General features: G+C 36.9%; 18 protein-coding genes. 10 read left to right on the top strand and 8 right to left on the bottom strand.

Going from position 1 to position 16,716, the window contains the following annotated elements; translation table 11 throughout:
• Positions 1–8: 8 nt before the first annotated feature.
• The gene (locus QQL36_RS26775; RefSeq protein ID WP_321567367.1) at positions 9–1,688 is read left to right on the top strand and encodes a hypothetical protein; all 1,680 of its coding nucleotides are present in this window, start codon (positions 9–11) and stop codon (positions 1,686–1,688) included.
• Positions 1,689–2,042: 354 nt separating this feature from the next.
• Positions 2,043–3,500, top strand: a complete 1,458-nt coding sequence (locus QQL36_RS26770; RefSeq protein WP_321567366.1) for an IS1182 family transposase — start codon at positions 2,043–2,045, stop codon at positions 3,498–3,500.
• Between the two features lie 327 nt (positions 3,501–3,827).
• On the opposite strand, the gene QQL36_RS26765 is transcribed toward QQL36_RS26770, so the two are convergent.
• A complete protein-coding gene (locus QQL36_RS26765) occupies positions 3,828–4,019 on the bottom strand; it encodes a hypothetical protein (protein ID WP_321567365.1) in 192 nt (63 codons plus the stop codon).
• A gap of 51 nt (positions 4,020–4,070) precedes the next feature.
• Entirely contained in the window at positions 4,071–4,712 is a 642-nt protein-coding gene (locus QQL36_RS26760; protein WP_321567364.1) for a hypothetical protein, read from the bottom strand.
• Positions 4,713–4,858: 146 nt separating this feature from the next.
• Between QQL36_RS26760 and QQL36_RS26755 the strand changes: the two genes are divergently transcribed.
• The 8 genes from QQL36_RS26755 (at position 4,859) to QQL36_RS26720 (ending at position 13,356) form a co-directional block, all read left to right on the top strand.
• On the top strand, positions 4,859–5,524 hold the full coding sequence (locus tag QQL36_RS26755) for a hypothetical protein (RefSeq protein ID WP_321567363.1): 666 nt from the start codon (positions 4,859–4,861) through the stop codon (positions 5,522–5,524).
• 738 nt (positions 5,525–6,262) lie between these two features.
• Positions 6,263–7,255, top strand: coding sequence for a hypothetical protein (locus QQL36_RS26750; protein ID WP_321567362.1), 993 nt, complete (start codon positions 6,263–6,265; stop codon positions 7,253–7,255).
• A 629-nt stretch (positions 7,256–7,884) separates the two neighbouring features.
• Positions 7,885–9,417 carry an IS21 family transposase gene (gene istA / locus QQL36_RS26745; protein ID WP_321567361.1) on the top strand — a complete coding sequence of 511 codons (1,533 nt, stop codon included), beginning with the start codon at positions 7,885–7,887 and terminating at the stop codon, positions 9,415–9,417.
• A gap of 57 nt (positions 9,418–9,474) precedes the next feature.
• Positions 9,475–10,230 (top strand): IS21-like element helper ATPase IstB, encoded by a 756-nt coding sequence (gene istB / locus QQL36_RS26740; protein WP_321567360.1) that lies wholly within the window; start codon positions 9,475–9,477, stop codon positions 10,228–10,230.
• Between the two features lie 144 nt (positions 10,231–10,374).
• Positions 10,375–10,701: an IS66 family insertion sequence element accessory protein TnpA gene (gene tnpA / locus QQL36_RS26735; RefSeq protein ID WP_072362417.1), complete on the top strand. Its 327-nt coding sequence runs from the start codon at positions 10,375–10,377 to the stop codon at positions 10,699–10,701.
• A 3-nt stretch (positions 10,702–10,704) separates the two neighbouring features.
• A complete protein-coding gene (gene tnpB, locus QQL36_RS26730) occupies positions 10,705–11,073 on the top strand; it encodes an IS66 family insertion sequence element accessory protein TnpB (RefSeq protein ID WP_083730638.1) in 369 nt (122 codons plus the stop codon).
• Between the two features lie 46 nt (positions 11,074–11,119).
• Positions 11,120–12,883, top strand: a complete 1,764-nt coding sequence (gene tnpC, locus QQL36_RS26725; protein ID WP_083730637.1) for an IS66 family transposase — start codon at positions 11,120–11,122, stop codon at positions 12,881–12,883.
• Between the two features lie 212 nt (positions 12,884–13,095).
• The gene (locus QQL36_RS26720; RefSeq protein ID WP_321567359.1) at positions 13,096–13,356 is read left to right on the top strand and encodes a hypothetical protein; all 261 of its coding nucleotides are present in this window, start codon (positions 13,096–13,098) and stop codon (positions 13,354–13,356) included.
• Between the two features lie 277 nt (positions 13,357–13,633).
• Here the strand turns inward: QQL36_RS26720 and QQL36_RS26715 are convergent, their stop codons facing one another.
• From QQL36_RS26715 to QQL36_RS26690, 6 genes are all read right to left on the bottom strand, one after another.
• Positions 13,634–13,948, bottom strand: a complete 315-nt coding sequence (locus QQL36_RS26715; RefSeq protein WP_083729503.1) for a hypothetical protein — start codon at positions 13,946–13,948, stop codon at positions 13,634–13,636.
• Between the two features lie 51 nt (positions 13,949–13,999).
• Positions 14,000–14,647 carry a hypothetical protein gene (locus QQL36_RS26710; protein WP_321567358.1) on the bottom strand — a complete coding sequence of 216 codons (648 nt, stop codon included), beginning with the start codon at positions 14,645–14,647 and terminating at the stop codon, positions 14,000–14,002.
• 92 nt (positions 14,648–14,739) lie between these two features.
• A complete protein-coding gene (locus tag QQL36_RS26705) occupies positions 14,740–15,378 on the bottom strand; it encodes a hypothetical protein (protein ID WP_321567357.1) in 639 nt (212 codons plus the stop codon).
• A 19-nt stretch (positions 15,379–15,397) separates the two neighbouring features.
• Entirely contained in the window at positions 15,398–15,808 is a 411-nt protein-coding gene (locus QQL36_RS26700; protein WP_321570562.1) for a transposase, read from the bottom strand.
• 14 nt (positions 15,809–15,822) lie between these two features.
• Positions 15,823–16,149 carry a transposase gene (locus QQL36_RS26695; RefSeq protein WP_321567356.1) on the bottom strand — a complete coding sequence of 109 codons (327 nt, stop codon included), beginning with the start codon at positions 16,147–16,149 and terminating at the stop codon, positions 15,823–15,825.
• Positions 16,150–16,217: 68 nt separating this feature from the next.
• Positions 16,218–16,703 (bottom strand): hypothetical protein, encoded by a 486-nt coding sequence (locus tag QQL36_RS26690; protein WP_321567355.1) that lies wholly within the window; start codon positions 16,701–16,703, stop codon positions 16,218–16,220.
• Between the last annotated feature and the right edge of the window lie 13 nt (positions 16,704–16,716).

Below are 16,716 nucleotides of genomic sequence, written 5' to 3'. Positions count from 1 at the left end.
ATCATGCGATGATTAATGAGCACCTTTATGAAATTCTTGAAAATGAAAAAAAACGTATAAGAAAATCATATCCTTCCAATGATGTTGAGTTTGTTGTGATTGAGATAATACGTTCATTGGACTATCTTATGTTCATGTTGAAACATGATTTTGAAATACCTCAGAAAGATTGGCTAATTGAAAAATATAGATTTGGTTGGGGAGTGGCATTTTCAATTTTTTATGAAGATTACAATTCCAACAATTTAATTCCGGCAATCTTATTCGATCCTGAAACACGAAAATGGCTGGATAATATAATTCAACATGCTGGGAAAGTTGAAATAAGCTCACATTTTCTTATGTATTGCAAGGCCGGGTTAATGCAATTGAGCCAACTATCTGAGAAAGAATTTGCTTTCACCTATACAATAGATGAGCCAGCCGAATATTATGAAAAGTTGAGTCTTGAATACTTTTTTTATATAGCTCAAGGAATTTATAAGGACCGACTTTCAAAGTTTATGGAGAGGCTTCCTGCTGTTAGGGAGCAGTTAAAGGAGATTGTAACTATACACTTTGAGAAATTTATTTCATATAAAGCAACCAGCGAGATTGACGATTTTTACTCTGAATATGGTCGTATATATTTGCTAACAACTCAAATAATTGATGATTTTGATGAGTCAGATGTTTTTGGAGGAATTGCCTATAAGGAGTATCTCGATTTTGCAGAGGATGTTATCATGGCAGCTGCTATGCATAGAGATTGCTGTATGGCTTTAGCAGAGAAAACAAACCATCAGGTTTATTTACGTAACATTCTTACATATACCTTTTCCAAGGATGCATTTATCAAGAATTATAGTGAATCAAGAGGTATTCCGGAAGATAAGGTATTGCAAATTGTTTCTTGCTTTACGATTAATAAGGAAAATTTTCAGCAGCATTTAAGTTATCCTGGTGCGCCATGCTCACCATTTTTTGAGTTAGCAAATAACATTCTTATGCGCTCATCACATGGATGTTTAGATATGCCTGTGTTCTTTTTAAATCGGGAGCTAAAAAAACGTTATCAGAAGGATTACTTCAATGCTGTAAATAATCGGGAAGCGCGTTTTAAAAAGCAACTATACTCTTTGTTTCCTGATAGAATACTAAAAATTCATGAAAATATTGTTGTCAAAATAGATAACAAAAGCACGGATATTGATGCAATTATTTTTGACCCAGAGCGGAAAGTATTGGGGCTTTTTCAACTTAAATGGCAAGATGCATTTTCTACATCTATGCAAGAAAGATTCAGTAGGATCTCTAACCTTATTCCGAAATCCGTAGAGTGGATTGAAAAAATAGAAGCGTGGATAAAAGCAAATAATGCAAAATCAATTCTCGAAAAGTTAAAAATCAGTAATAGCGATTATTCGGGTTATGATATTTATCTTTTCGTCATATCCAGAAATCACGTTCATTTTTCTAATCAATCACTGGATAAAAGAGCTGTTTGGGCATCTTGGTATCAAGTAATCGAGGCCTCTGCGAAAGTTAAAGACCCATTACAATCGAACCCAATTGGTGAATTTGCTGCCAAATTGCGTTTTTTTTCCCCTGAGATGAGGAACAAAGTTGAGGGCGGTCAATTCATTCATGATTTTGATTATAAGGTTGCACAGACTAATATTTCCATAAGGCGTATGAACAGTAGGTAATTTAGGCACAGTAACAGGCACTATTGAAAAATCTTCCATTTGACACATTTACTATAATATTCTTACCTTTGTCTGGACAGGTGAAGAAGAGTTAAAAAGTGTGAACAATAGGCACACTTTTATGCTGTCTAAAAAACAGCGACTTTAATTTGACATCCCGCGACTGTAAGATATTAATAACCAGTAGGATAGTATTCCTGTTCTGGGCACGCTCAAAAAATAATGGCAAAAAGCCGGAGGTAATACCGAGGGCACTGAAAAAGTCCCAAGATGCTTAAATATTAAAGGGAGCAGCAAACGCAAGTTTACTGCTCCCTTTCAATTATCTTAGAGGTATCAGCAATATATCATAGCATGTTACCTCATCAACAGCAACTTCAGCTTAGTTCTTTTTCGAGTCTTTACGATCTTATAGTACCTAAAGACAATCTGCTCCGCCAGATTAACGAACTGATCGATTTTCAGTTTATTTATCAGGAACTGGTGAATAAGTATTGTTTGAATAATGGTCGCATGGCTGAAAGCCCGATCCGTATGTTCAAATACTTATTATTGAAAACGATCTATACTGCCTCAGACGTCGATATCGTTGAGCGTTCCCGTTATGATATGTCCTTCAAATACTTTCTTGATATGTCTCCCGAGGAAGCTGTTATCAACCCTAGTTCACTGACTAAATTTCGAAAGCTTCGCTTAAAAGACACAGACCTGTTAAATCTGCTGATTGGCAAAACTGTATCTATTGCACTCGAAAAAGGAATTATTAAATCCAAATCGATCATTGTTGATGCCACCCATTCACTCTCCAGATCGAATCCTTATTCGGCCCTTGATGTGTTAAGAGAACGTTCAAAATTACTTCGCAAAGCAGTTTACGCCATAGATAAGGATATGAAGGGCCATCTGCCTGAGAAAAATACGTCGAATGATCTGCAGGATGAGCTGATTTATTGCAGAGAACTTGAGAGGCGTATTAGCTCAGAGCAGACTTTAAGTTCAATACCTGCGGTTAAAGAAAAGCTAAACCTGCTAAAGGAAACATTAGAGGATACGGAAGAAAACCACATACTCTCCACAGATCTGGACGCCAGGATCGGGCACAAATCTGCGGATAGTTCATTCTTTGGCTATAAGACACATCTTGCCATGACAGAAGAGCGTATCATAACCGCGGCGGTAGTCACATCAGGAGAAAAAGGTGATGGCCCGGAGTTGCCCAAACTTTTGGAGATCAGCCAGAACAATGGGATTGAAGTTGATACGATTATCGGTGATTCCGCATATTCGGGCAAAGAAAACCTTAAATTAAAAGATAACCAGGGTCAGAATATACAAGTGGTAGCAAAGCTGAACCCTTCCATTACCCAGGGCTTTAGAAAGGATGAGGATAAGTTTGATTATAATAAGGATGCCGATATGTTCGTTTGTCCGGCCGGTCATATGGCGATTAAAAAAGTCCGTAATGGCAGGAAGGATGTAGGTACTAATCAGGTAGATACCTATTTTTTTGACATTGAAAAATGTAAGATCTGCGCGCTGAAGGACAATTGTTATAAGCCTGAAGCAAAGACTAAAAGCTATTCTGTATCCATACAATCAAACTTACACCAGCAACAAATGATTTTTCAAGAAAGTGAATATTATAAAGAAAAGGCCAGACAGCGATATAAGATCGAGGCAAAAAACAGTGAGTTAAAGAATGTACATGGCTATAATCGGGCAATATCCTATGGGATTGATAGCATGCAAATGCAAGGTGCATTGGCGATCTTCACGGTAAATCTGAAAAGAATTATCAAACTAAACCTCTAAAAGACGAAAGTTGGTGAAAACTGCCCGGAGAACTTTGGATTTTACCAATCATGCGCAACAAATCATCATATAAGCCCAATAACGAGTTCTTGTACAAAAAAAACGATCAGGTAAAAACGTGTTCTACCTGATCATTTTTTAAGAGATCCCTCATAAAAGGGCAACTTCTTCAGTGCCCTCGGTAATACCTCCGGCTTTTTTTGTTTATTTTACCATCAAAATTATGTCTAAGATATGATCTTTTAGTGTCTTATTAGCTCTGGTTTCGAATTGGGCTCTATGGTTCAAAGTTTGTTTTCTGAAAAATCAGTTGGTACTGCACATACTCTATTCTGCTTTAATCTCGTCAATAATTTGTAGTCTGAATTTTTCTAATATATCAATCAGGTTTTGTTCCGCCTGTTTCATTTTTTCTATACCCTGCGGACGGGAATTCTCTGTCAAACCGGTAAGTATTGAACCTTGAGAATGTAAGGTAGTAGCTTTAAGAATTTCTTGCGCAATTTCTCGTGTGTCCATTTTTGTTTATATTTTAGTTGGTATTAATTTATTCCTTGTATCCTCTAATAGCTACACATCTTCTAAGCCATGCTTTTTAGCAAACGCCATTGGAGGTGCTAAGTTAGTCTCTCTTTCATTAACCAGAATATCTAGTAAATAATTCAGATTTTGTATAGGGTCTCCAACAGGCTCAAAGGAAATTCCGGTGTCAAAAACGGTAAGGTAAATATGCTTAATAACTTTTTCTACTACTCCAATTAACTCATCTGTTTTTCGGATATGAACTGTGTTAGTGACGCTTTTATGTGCAGGGTCAGTATGTGCATATATCTTATCACGTTGTAGTATAAGATTGTTTATAGCATTCACTTCCTTGTCCAATATGGCCTCCCAGTCTGCAATTATTGTATCTGGAATCTTTATATCGCCGAAGTGGCCGTCTTTTTTTAGTTTCTTTATAAAATGTTTTAAATTGAAACGATCCCGATCCTTGTTATCGGCAAAGAGTTTTGAGAGCTCGATTACTGTGGTCCGCCAATTAATTATTATTGAATATTTGAAATATGCTGATGAATTGATATATTCAGTGTGTTTGAGCGAATTGGGATGAAGAAGGTATTTAGTAATGTTAAATGAAGACTTTGCAAGTAAAAGGATCTCACAAATCTGCCATATTTCATTTTTCAGTTCTTGTTGTTTTTTCCCTTTCATATAAAGATTTTGTTAAGAAAGTATCTTATTCGGCTTTGAGTGGCCGCTAAGGAAGCAATTAACTAAAAGGTTATAGGCAAAACCAATTTGACTAATTTCATGTACCATAAATTTACTCAATTAAATTTACTATTATGTTTTCCTCGATGTTAAAAGTTATTGGCATTATAATGTTTATTGTTGGAACCTATCTATTTATTATGAGGTTTATTCCCGGCAAAGAAATGTCTGATTTTGCTACATACGGTGGTTTTATTCTAGGTATTATCGGACTTTTTTTTACACTCTACACAACATTTCAAAATAGAAAACATCAATATTTACTTAACTCTCCAGAGATCGATTTTACACTAAATGAACGCGCTGAACATTGGGCAAGTAGATATTTCGATTCTGTTAAAATATTTAACAAAACTGAGTCGCCAGCCGAAAATATTCTAATCCGATACCGTCAACTAGACCTATTACCATACTCCAAATGGGTTTTGTGTTTTTCACTTTCAGCACATGAAAAAATAGAGCTATTTTGGTTACGGTATCCCGATGCCATACAAGCTGCATATCATGATAGAAATAAAAAACGATATTTTCTGTCAACAAAACATGATTCATTGTGTAATACCATTTCCATAACCCAAAAAGAATATGTCAAGATAGTTGAAGAAGGAAAAGCTAATAGAAATTTTAATGACAGCCGTCTGCGTGTAAATTTTGAAAATTTTCTTAATAGGAAGATGGCTCAATTCAATAATGATTTTGGTAGAGTGGAAAAAGACTTTACAGAATTTTACGATAGTAATTTGAAAAAATAGTGAAGGAGTAGGATAATTCCTTTCGACATGTATCTGAAAGTAATATTAGTTGAAATAGTCAAGACATATCTTAACAGAAAGATACTCATCTTTTAAGTAAAGGCCTTTATTAGAATTATTAGATCTTTTAATACGAGGTTCGCTTCTTCCCTCGTTCTCTGCACCCTAAGAATGGCGAAACGCCGGAGGTATTACTTCCGGCGTTTTTTGTTGTAGATCAACCTTAATCCATTCCCCCCTTGAAAAATACCAACTACTTGGTATTTCCAATCACCACAATAACCCCTATCATTGCATTTTACAATAAATCATTTCGAAATAGAGAAAAGACATAAAAGTACATTTGAAAACCTTGTACCGGTTAATGAAGCTCTGGAAACACCTGTACAGTTCTTAAACGTCCCCGATTACGAAATTGTATTCAGAAAAATTCGCTCCCAATCCCATTCGAATGTGAGTGATACTATCATCATGAAAAAATAAAATCATTGTGTTAAGGGCCTCAAAAGATAAATACGAAGTCTATTTCCCCTTTGACCAGTCAATATCCGGAAGCAAACAAGTATTTTATCGGAACAAAAGGATTATTTACAATCCCGATTCATTGGCGTTAAAATGAAAATTTCAACTTTTCATCACCCATTTCCAATAACACCTCCCTTAAAAATACCAACTAGTTGGTATTGCAAAACTATACCCTAATTTTTATCTTCAGTTTATAACCTAAACTTAACCTTTATGAACGTAAAAGGACTAAACCTCGACATTGATAAAGCCATTGATAATATATGTGAAGTAAGCAACCGCTCTTCTGGTACCACCCGATCAATACTTTACATTTACCTGATTGTAAATATTCTCTCTCTTATTGCTGTAATAAATTCTTATAAATACAACTGGGAGCGTCAAAGAATGGAGTATGCTAATTTAGAGTATAATACATTAAAAAAACACCTTAAACAGGTCCTTCCCACTAACACTGCCTTATACAATGAAGTGCAGGATTCAATCAGGCAAAAGAGAGAGGAACTCAACATATTACTGCGCAGCGACACAGAAAACTTTACAATCATAAGGATTCCTATATTAGGCAACTGCTTTGACCTCAATGACCTCGGATTAATATCTGGTATTACCTTCATCCTATTAGGCTTTACCATGAGATTCACATTAACAAGAGAGATCAACAACTTAAAGATCGTGTTCCATGCAATATCCGAAAGGTATCCGGACGATGCCAATGCCGATCAATTCAAAGATTCTGGATTCGATATAAAAAGCATTAATTATACAAGAAGACGACATCACTATAATTACCTCTCCATGAATGAGATATTCAACTTTCCTCCTCTGCAGACAAGTGCCAAAAGCACCATGAAAGCAAGATTAGGTAAGGCGATAATGAAAATGTTTTATTTCCCCTTTATTGTGTACTTAAGTATATTCGCAAATGATTTATCTACCGTTGACAGAGGCATAAGAGTAGAGCCTATTCATACAATTATCTCTCTTATATTATCCTTCCTCTTTGCCCTGGCTATTTATTATACCTGCAGGGAATGTACCAGACGAAAAATTACAGTATACGGATTGTATTGCGCCATATATTTAAACGATTATAAATATCCGGAAGATATGCCCACCTTCAATGCCCGTCAGCTCTCAACACTAAAATTTGATGAGCAAACTACATTAGCAGATCTTATTCCACCACTGAATGAGAAAAAGTGAAAATGATGGTACAGCAAGTCAAACTCTCCTCAACATACATTTCAATTAAATAGCATGTATTTCTAAGTATTTTCGCTAATGCAGCGTACTCAATAAAGCGAAAATAGGACCTATTTTGCGCAGTTTTTATGCGCAATTCAATTAGATTTTAAAAAACAGAAAACTTAATAACTTATAAGTACCATATTTAATTCCAAATAATACTTTTTGTCTTGTTATACTATTAAATTTGTGTTTATGATGCTACACCTTACCTTTGTAAAGCAAAAATTCAAGCCCTAAAACATTCAGTATTAAAACTAAAAATGTCCCAAACAAATAATACCTCATCGCAAACAAATAGTTCCAATAATATTTCTTGGCAAGAGAAATTAAGCAAAAATATTGGTTGGTTTTCCATAGGACTAGTACTTACAGGAGTGTAAGCAGTAAATAATAATACAACAAAATCGGTAAATATGGGTGCAGCAAAAACGGTAACAATGCTACAGCAAGAATGGCAACATTAGTGCAGCACTAAAAGTACAGTTGTTACATAGTTCGTCCCCCCAGGATTTCTCCCGGAGGGATTTTTTAACCTTTGTCAATCATCACAAAGACAGGGTTAAATGAACTATTTAAACAAACTTATGACTTACCAGCGTATTCATCAACTTTACCGGGATAAGCACTCCATTCGATCTATTTCCAGGATAACAGGGCTAAACTGGCGTACGATCAAGCTTCAACTTTCCATGAGTGAGGAAGACTTTTTAGTTATTTCTCAACAGAAAAAAGGTCGAAAGAAGATACTCCTGGAATTTGAAGATTTTATATTCAATCGCCTGAGAAGCCTTCCAGATACAACTTCTGCTCAAATCCATGATTTATTAAAAGAACATTTTCCTGATTTAGGGCCAATCAGCCCTAAAACAGTCTATAATTTTGTTATGGCCATCCGGGCTAAATACAGCCTTTCTGTAGAACAACCAACCCGGCAATATCAGATGGTAGCCGAATTACCTTATGGGCAGCAAGCTCAGGTTGATTTTGGCTTTTATAATATGCGGACTACTGAAGGCAAGACGCGTAAAGTACAGTTTTTCTGTATGAGTTTGTCCCGCTCCCGCTATAAATACGTATTGTTCACAGACCGGCCATTTACTACCATCACTGTTGTAGAAGCACATGAAAGAGCCTTCTGCCATTTTGGAGGTATGCCTCAGGAACTTGTCTATGACCAGGACCGATTGTTTATGGTTGATGAAAATTGGGGAGATCTAATACTTACGGAACATTTTCGACAATATATATATCATCGACCTTTGAAAACTTATTTCTGCCGTGCGGCAGACCCTGAGTCCAAAGGAAAAATAGAAAATGTCGTAAAATATGTAAAAAGAAATTTTCTATATGGCCGTTTTTTCAAAGATATTCAGTTGCTTAATGAAGAAGTACTCGCATGGCTGAAACGTACTGCTAATGCATCAATCCATGGCACTACAAAGCTAATACCAGCTGAAGAAATGGAAAATGAAGTTACCTTTCTTTATCCGTATAACCCTGTTCAAATGACGGAACCTGAATATAGTTCCTATGCGGTAAGAAAAGATAACACAATTAGTTGGAAAAGTAATTTTTACTCATTACCTCTTGGCACATATAAAGATCGCCAAAGCCGGGTACTAGTTATCAGGGAAGAGCAGGAGCTTGTCATATTAAGTATGGAAAAACAGGAACTCTGTCGCCATATTATCTCACCACTCAAAGGACAGAAGATCCTGCAAACAGACCATGGTAGGGACAAATCACGTGCAATTCTGGAGATGATGCAGGAGTTTGCTAATCTTTTTACTGATCAGAAGGAGGCATTGGGATGGATCTTTCAACTCAAAACAGAAAAGCCAAGGTATATCCGCGATCAGATACAATTACTAAAGACTATAGTAAATAAGCTCGATCCTGCCTTAGCCCTTGAAACCTTGTACTATTGCAGCCAATATTATATCTATAGCGCGTCTGATTTTAAGTCTGTTGCAGAGCACCTTGGGAGGATGCAACAACAAGAAATAGTTCCTCCACTTACGATAACCAATAACCCATTAACAGCTCCTGTTCAGCAAAAAGCCAATACTGAACCAGCCCGGAGTAAGTTGATCAACTATGATATAATCTTCAATTAAATCCGATAAAGCGGCCAGACAAAGCCTGGCCGCTAATTTTTTAAATCACAAAATTATATGGAAACAGAAAAACAACGAATCAGCGAATTATGCACAGCTTTTAGGCTGGGTGGCATTAACAATGGAATAAAAACATTGATTGCCGAAGCGGAACAGCAGGAGATGGGATATGTAAAGTTCCTAAGCCAGTTATTGGAAACGGAAGCAGCCTACCGCTCAGTAAAGGATCTGAACAAACGGGAAAAAGCAGCATGGCTGCCTCAGATGTCAAACCTGAATCACTACAGAACAGACTCAGAGGCTGAAATTAGTCCAAGTCGTTTAAAGCAACTTAGAGAATTAAACTGGCTAGACCAACTTTTTAATATCGTTCTGATGGGTCCGAGTGGAACCGGCAAGACATATTTAGCTGCCGGATTGTGCCGGGATGCTGTAAAGGCCGGATACAACGCTTACTTTAGAAGAATGGACGACCTGGTCAATATGCTTAAGACGAAGGATTTTGTTAAAACGCAGCAAGTTGAATATAAACGGCTCTTAAAGGCTAACCTTCTGGTTATTGATGATATCATGCTTTTTCCGTTGGAAAAAAATATAGCAATATCATTTTTTAATTTTATCAATCAGATTTATGAATCTACATCAATAATTATCACTACCAATAAAAAGCCTTCAGACTGGAGCAAACAACTGGATGATGAGGTCATAGCTACTGCTTTGTTGGATCGTTTGCTTTACCATTGTGAAGTCATAAACTTTAACGGAGAGAGCTACAGATTGAAGAATCGGAAAACAATTTTTGAAGGTTCCTGATAACAGGCTACTTTTGCCGGATTGTGTAACAATTGTTGCCGATTTTGCTGTACCATTGTTGCTGTTTTTGCTGCGTAAGTATTCGGTTCTCGGCGTTCCCGAATAGAAATTAAATATTGCGATCATTGCATCAAAATTTAAACGATGCGAAAGAAGCAAATTCAGAGATCTCTCCCTGGTTCTCCCTTAAAAGTAGACATGGCATTCCATGTTCGTCAGCAGCCTGATTCCGGCATGATTATTAGCGAATACTGCAGGGCTCATCAAATAAGTGAAGGCAGTTTTTATTACTGGTTAAAGAAAACAAACAATACTTCACCGGTTCCATCCTCACCACCAGCAATACTTCCCGTAAAAATTGTAGCATCATCAAATGAGCCTGTTAATTCAAACTTATTTGCTGAAGTGCGCGGTATTGCAATTTATCAACCTGTGCCGGCAGAATATTTACTCACCTTGCTAAATCATTAGTCAATGTTGTCATTAGCTGGTTATAATTTTTATATCTATACATCTGCAGCGGATATGCGGATGGGAATAAATGGTTTGTCAGGCATCGTACGTAATCAAATGGCACTTGATCCATTAGCTAAGGGCATCATCTATTTGTTTTTTAACGGGCGTCTCACCCAGGTGAAAATGTTGCAATTTGATGGAGATGGTCAGGCGCTTTATTACAAAAGACTAGCCAGAGGCACCTTTGGCAAACCTGTTTATGATCCTGGTTGCCAGGCGATGATGATTGAACGCAAAGATGTGATGCTCATCCTGGAAGGAATCGAGATTAAGTACAGAAAGCGTTACGAAAGAAAGTCAGGAAAATCAACAGATCAGCCAAACTAATAATGCTGTTTTTGCGTTAATATAGCCAATACCATGACACAAAGCAGTGCGCCCTGAATTACTCACTTCTATAACAGATGCATTAAAACAAATCTCCACGCTAACGGAGACCAATGGGGAGTTGTTGGAATCTCTGACCAGAGAGAGAATAACGTTTGGTAAGATTATATATGACCTGAATAACCAGCTGGAAGCAAAGAATGGAGCATGTGATAAATTAAACCGTTATCTGAATCAGGCACATGAGATTATGCTTGATAGAGAACATCAGGTCATTGAATTGCAAAGCAGGATCGAAGCATTGGAAAGTGAAAATGCGCTCTTAAAAGAGCAGGTTGCTCAGGGAGAAAAGAAGAGCTGGCAGTTACAGGAGTTATGTGAAATGCTACAGGGTAAAAAGAGTGAGAAATTTATACCTGAACGTGAAAAAGTAGATGCGGCCATACAACAAACCTTAGGACCTGATTTTGATCTGACCGAACTGGAAGAGATTATAAGAGTAGCCTCCACAAAAGGCGATATTCAACAAGTGGATGACCAGATCCGGAAAGGCAACCGCAAAAAGAAAAAACATCTCGCTCATAAAGGTAGAAGAGTACAACCATCTTGTATAGAAGTAGTGACAGAAACAATTGACGTCGAAGGAGACAAGACAGGCCTGATCCCTATGGGCAAAAAAGTGACGACCTATTACGAATACAAGCCGGGTAAAATTATTAAAGTACAACAGGAGCGGCTTCAATATCGTACAGAAGATAAAAAGTTTGTCTGCCAACCAGTAGCCCCTCGTCTGGTAGAAAAAGGAACAGTAGGAAACAGCCTGCTGGCACACTTACACAGCCGCCGGTTTGGATATGGGGATCCATATACACGTCAGTTACGGTATATAAAAAGCACTACTGGCATCAGCTTCGCAGCATCAACGGTAAATGGTTGGGAAGAGGTGGCCTTTAAGAAACTGCTAAGGCTGTTGAGATGTATGAAAAAAGTAATTGTGCAGGCCCGGTATCTGAAGGTCGATGAGACAAGATTAGATTACCTCAATGATATTGGAGAAGGCAAACCATCCAGGGGTTGGCTATGGGTATTTTTATCTGAAGAACAAAAATTAGTATTGTTTGAATTTAACCCATCCCGCGGACATAAGGTTCCACAGCAGATATTAAAAGATTTTAAGGGCACGCTTCAGGCGGATGGCCTGGGTAGCTATGTAGCAGCTTTTAAAGATAATGAGGAGGTGGACCTAATGACATGCCTGTCCCATATCCGCCGCGGTTTTAAGAAAGCAGAGAAATATGATAAAAAGCTAGCGGCAGAAGCATTGACATTGTTCAACATCATTTACAGGATAGAAGCCTTTGCCGAAAGAAAAAAGATGACCGATGACCAGCGATTGGCATTGCGTCAGAAATATAGCGTTCCTTTTCTCGATAAAATACATATCTGGTTGCTGGAACAACAGCAGATAGATCATCTGCCAGGTACACCAATAATTAAAGCAGTTAATTATGCCCTGGGGCAATGGCACAAACTAAAAGCATTTACGACCCTTGGATACGTCGATGCCGACAACAATGGCGTCGAGAGGGCCATCAGACCCGTTACTACCTTCCGCAATAATAGCCTGTTTGCCGGAAATGAACATGGAGCAGAGAGAGTAGCACTTTTTTACTCCCTGATCGAGTCTTGTAAACTTAACGACATCGATCCTTATATTTATCTTAAAGATATCTATGACCGCCTTCATGATTGCCCAGCTCATGAACTTATTAATCTGTTGCCTCCATATTGGAAGAAGAAAAATACATGATTACATCAATTAGCAGATTAGCCCCGAATTACAAAGAACTTCATTTATAGCCAATACCATGATTACAGCAGCAAAGATAAGGGCTGTAAAACATTATTCTGGAATGCCGAGGTCCGAATACTTACTTTGAAAACGACACTACTGACTATTATGGAATTTGCGTATGCAGTCAAAAAAGCATTAATAATGATCTGTTTAAGTTTAAGAAGAGGTTGAGAAACAATGGGTTTTACAATACAGAAATTTTCTACACAAACGAAAAAAATTTCTGTTTAATTGTTTACGGATATGCCAATATAGGTAACGGAATTAAAAAGAATCTAAGAAAAGTTAAAAACCTTATAAAAGAACAAGCAACGAATATCAATTATGTTGATTTAACCACGCTTGCAACCGAAGGATTTATCGAATATAAAGAAAACAACGAATTTAAATATTTTGTTCCTAGAGGTAGTAAAGGTACCAATGGTTAGTAATTAAATTTATTCCGATTCTGAAGACTAACACTTATGGCAACTCAAGGTTAAGCAAGCTACATCATCTTTATCATAAGCATGATTATGTTACTTCAGGTGCAAGCATCTGATAATTAACATCAATTGGTTCGAAAACCTACCGCTACTGGGCACCAAAAGCAGAAAGTTCGCTCTAGTAGCGGATTCTCTGCTTTTCAGTATTTATGGATAGTTTATAAATGATTTATAATCAAGTACCAATAGGTTCGATTCCGGATTTATGTTCGAAAGGTAACTATCGTTTCTGTGCTTTAATTAGATGTCCTGCAACATCAAATTGAAGTGTAAATCTGTCAATTTCAAATTCATGCGGTTTATTGCAGGAATATCTTCCCTTATTGACGATCTTAAATTCCTCAATCTTTGTATTTGATGGATAATGTGCGGCAAGAAGATTGTAAAAATTTATATTGCCGTTGGATTTAACATGTAGAGGAATGAAATGATTTTTAATTGCGTGTGGTATTTTTTGCAATGCGTCGCATTGAAGATTAACTTCTTCAAATGCTTCTAAATCGTTTCGATGATATAGCTTCGCCTCTTTTAACATATCTTTGACGGTTGGACTTGTTGAGCCTATTATATTCCTTTTACATAAACATCAAAAAACATCGTGATATACTGGAGAAATCTTACTGTTTAAGCTATCTAAGAAGTACGTTCTACTATCCCAGACAGACATCTTTAATAAAAATCTCTTATCTGGAATGAACGAGTCTTTACCAATTTGGAAAAATTTCACCTCCTTATCAATTCCACCCTTAAATTGAACATAATCCAGTGTACCATCCAGGTTATAGTCCGTAAAACACAAAAGACTATTTGTGCTCTGCCAATCTGGTAAATTATACACTTGGAATGTATTCAAGTTTACCATTACACCTTCATTTTGAATCAAAGTAGTAGATCCTAAAAATTTGGGGGTACTATACATTACAAACCAAGTGCTTCCCCGATACATCATCAGATATCCCGCAGATTCAAAAAAAAGTCCATTAGGATATTTGTGCTTTGCTAGTAATTTACCATTCTTATAAACATAAAACTGGTCCAACATTTCATTCTTATAAGACACTTTAGCTTCTACTTCATCCCCATTAACTACTACTCTTATACTATCGTCAGTAATCTCTCTGAACAATATATTAGAATCAAGCAAGCTATTAAGAGAGAACATGTGAACTCCTGTATCTTCAACAATAGTAGTCTTCTCGAGGCCAAAACCGTAGTCAGACAAACTGTCTTGCAAAACGTATTGTCTTAGGTTCCTAAAACCCTGCGTATATCCCAGGCAAGACCACGACAAAAAAAATCCATACAAAATAATTCTATAACTCAATTTCAATGTATTTTCTGTTTATCCAAATTAACCTCATTGATTTTCCCAGTTGTGTTACCTGTTCGTTGAGTCCATGGTTTGGGCAAATAAAACCAGGTAGTAGTATTTATGAATCCTGTATTCTGATTTACCTTTGTAATTACAGTGCCTTGCGTACTCTGATCCCTATTAGCTTTTTCCGCCTGACTTCCAGAACCCGACCCCCATTTAGTCGCACCAGCAACTAAATCCGTTGTTTCTCCAGTCAGTACCTTTTTAGCTGCAACAATTCCTTCTCTAATCCTCGTTTTACGAATCTGCAGTTTTAAATCGTCTTTTTTATCGGCATTAATATTTGGTAAAGAGGTCAGATCTTCGCCACCAACCAACGTATTGAAACCAGTATAATTATCATTTACTTTTTCTTTGCCTGCGGGCATAGTCTGATAAAAGTAAATTTTCTTTTGATTCTCAGATGTTATCGGAACCTTATCTGCTTTCATCTTTGTCGTCATTCCTGCATACATTTGATCTTCACCAAACTTATTTGCCGCATTATTAATTGTGGAAGCAAAGTAATCAGCAGCTGTACCGCCACCCTCTCCATATGCCCAGTGAACTCTGTTAATGAATTGCGAAATATTAACCGTTTTTAAGAACATGTTTAAAATTCCAAACGACTCATTTTAGAAGTATATTAATGAAAGCTACCTGGATGAATGCAACAGATGATTCAGGTAGCCTTTCATGATCCTTATCTAACCTTCTGAAAAAATTCAGCCACGCGAATGATCGTTCAACCTGCCACCTACCGGTTTGTGGAACAAAACCTTTTACTGTCGGCGGTTTTTGAGTTATTTCTATATTCCATTTATAGTACTTTTCAACAGTATCAATAAATTCACCCCTGTAGGCCATGTCAGTACGAATAAGCTTCATTCTTGAACTATTTTTTTCTATTCTCCACAATAAGTCAAATCCACCTACTGAGTCATGAATATCTGCTGCACTGACACTGATCGCTATTGTTAAGCCCAGACTATCCACCGCCAGGTGCCTTTTTCGTCCATTAATATGCTTTCCGCCATCAATGCCTGTTTCAATATTTATAAATGGACTTTTTTATACTCTCTATCAATCGCTGCTGCAGAAGGTGCATAATTTCGGCCCTGCATCATTCGTTCTTTTCTTACAACCTTACTCATAACCTTTTCAAAGAATCCATTTTTCTTCCACTTGTTAAAATAATAGTAAACAATCTGCCAGTAAGGGAATTCGCTGCTTAAATTGCGCCATTGACAACCCGTTCTGCAGATCCATAGAATAGCATTAAATATCTTTCGAAGACAATATTTACGCTTTCTTTTGTCTGTTAATAATTTTTCTATACTTTGCCATTGCGAATCGGTCAATAATGTGTACTTCGGTCTCATAGTTTGTTTCTGGTAAATCCAAACTAATTGATCGATTCGTTTTTAACTAATTTCCCGCCGATTTATTTTTAAACATGTTCTAATTGAATCGATGTGCTACCACTAACAAATATTACAGGCGCCGTTTGGGATTTGTCTCGTCCCCATTTGATAAACTCACCGCTGTTGTTAAAATAGGCTTCTAAACCATCTATGTCAGTTGCTTGTATTGGTCTATTACTTGCAAATTGATATGGTGTAAGTTCCGGATATTGGGCAGACAAAGGGTCACTTGATATAAACCGGAGCACTTGTTCAGGCTGAATATCTTTCTTATCAATTAAACTATCATTCTTTCCGAATATTAATACAACATTATTCTCTACATTGAAAGCCATTGCTTTAATCGGGGAAGTAGTATCTCCATTTTTCACATAAAGCATTTCGTCAACAATTGTTTCATATTTTGTATTCGACTTATGTCCAAAAATTGCATATGGGTCTTTGTATGTGTCTTGGCAAAATGCAGTGGCGGATAGATGTAGCAAGGTATAAAGTAAAATTCTCTTTTTCATTTGGCAATATTAT

This window comes from Chitinophaga sp. LS1 (assembly GCF_034274695.1).
Lineage (GTDB): Bacteria > Bacteroidota > Bacteroidia > Chitinophagales > Chitinophagaceae > Chitinophaga.
The sequence above is the reverse complement of the archived record's forward strand: the minus strand, read 5'-3'. Positions and strand labels throughout refer to the sequence as shown.

What these genes read in the sequence shown, in the direction of transcription:
- QQL36_RS26695 (WP_321567356.1), bottom strand. Translation starts at nt 16,149, where the DNA reads ATGAGACCGAAGTACACATTATTGACCGATTCGCAATGGCAAAGTATA.
- QQL36_RS26715 (WP_083729503.1), bottom strand. Translation starts at nt 13,948, where the DNA reads ATGTTAAAAGAGGCGAAGCTATATCATCGAAACGATTTAGAAGCATTT.
- istB (WP_321567360.1), top strand. Translation starts at nt 9,475, where the DNA reads ATGGAAACAGAAAAACAACGAATCAGCGAATTATGCACAGCTTTTAGG.
- QQL36_RS26760 (WP_321567364.1), bottom strand. Translation starts at nt 4,712, where the DNA reads ATGAAAGGGAAAAAACAACAAGAACTGAAAAATGAAATATGGCAGATT.
- QQL36_RS26705 (WP_321567357.1), bottom strand. Translation starts at nt 15,378, where the DNA reads ATGTTCTTAAAAACGGTTAATATTTCGCAATTCATTAACAGAGTTCAC.
- QQL36_RS26750 (WP_321567362.1), top strand. Translation starts at nt 6,263, where the DNA reads ATGAACGTAAAAGGACTAAACCTCGACATTGATAAAGCCATTGATAAT.
- tnpB (WP_083730638.1), top strand. Translation starts at nt 10,705, where the DNA reads ATGTTGTCATTAGCTGGTTATAATTTTTATATCTATACATCTGCAGCG.
- QQL36_RS26755 (WP_321567363.1), top strand. Translation starts at nt 4,859, where the DNA reads ATGTTAAAAGTTATTGGCATTATAATGTTTATTGTTGGAACCTATCTA.
- istA (WP_321567361.1), top strand. Translation starts at nt 7,885, where the DNA reads ATGACTTACCAGCGTATTCATCAACTTTACCGGGATAAGCACTCCATT.
- tnpA (WP_072362417.1), top strand. Translation starts at nt 10,375, where the DNA reads ATGCGAAAGAAGCAAATTCAGAGATCTCTCCCTGGTTCTCCCTTAAAA.
- QQL36_RS26770 (WP_321567366.1), top strand. Translation starts at nt 2,043, where the DNA reads ATGTTACCTCATCAACAGCAACTTCAGCTTAGTTCTTTTTCGAGTCTT.
- QQL36_RS26690 (WP_321567355.1), bottom strand. Translation starts at nt 16,703, where the DNA reads ATGAAAAAGAGAATTTTACTTTATACCTTGCTACATCTATCCGCCACT.
- QQL36_RS26775 (WP_321567367.1), top strand. Translation starts at nt 9, where the DNA reads ATGATTAATGAGCACCTTTATGAAATTCTTGAAAATGAAAAAAAACGT.
- QQL36_RS26765 (WP_321567365.1), bottom strand. Translation starts at nt 4,019, where the DNA reads ATGGACACACGAGAAATTGCGCAAGAAATTCTTAAAGCTACTACCTTA.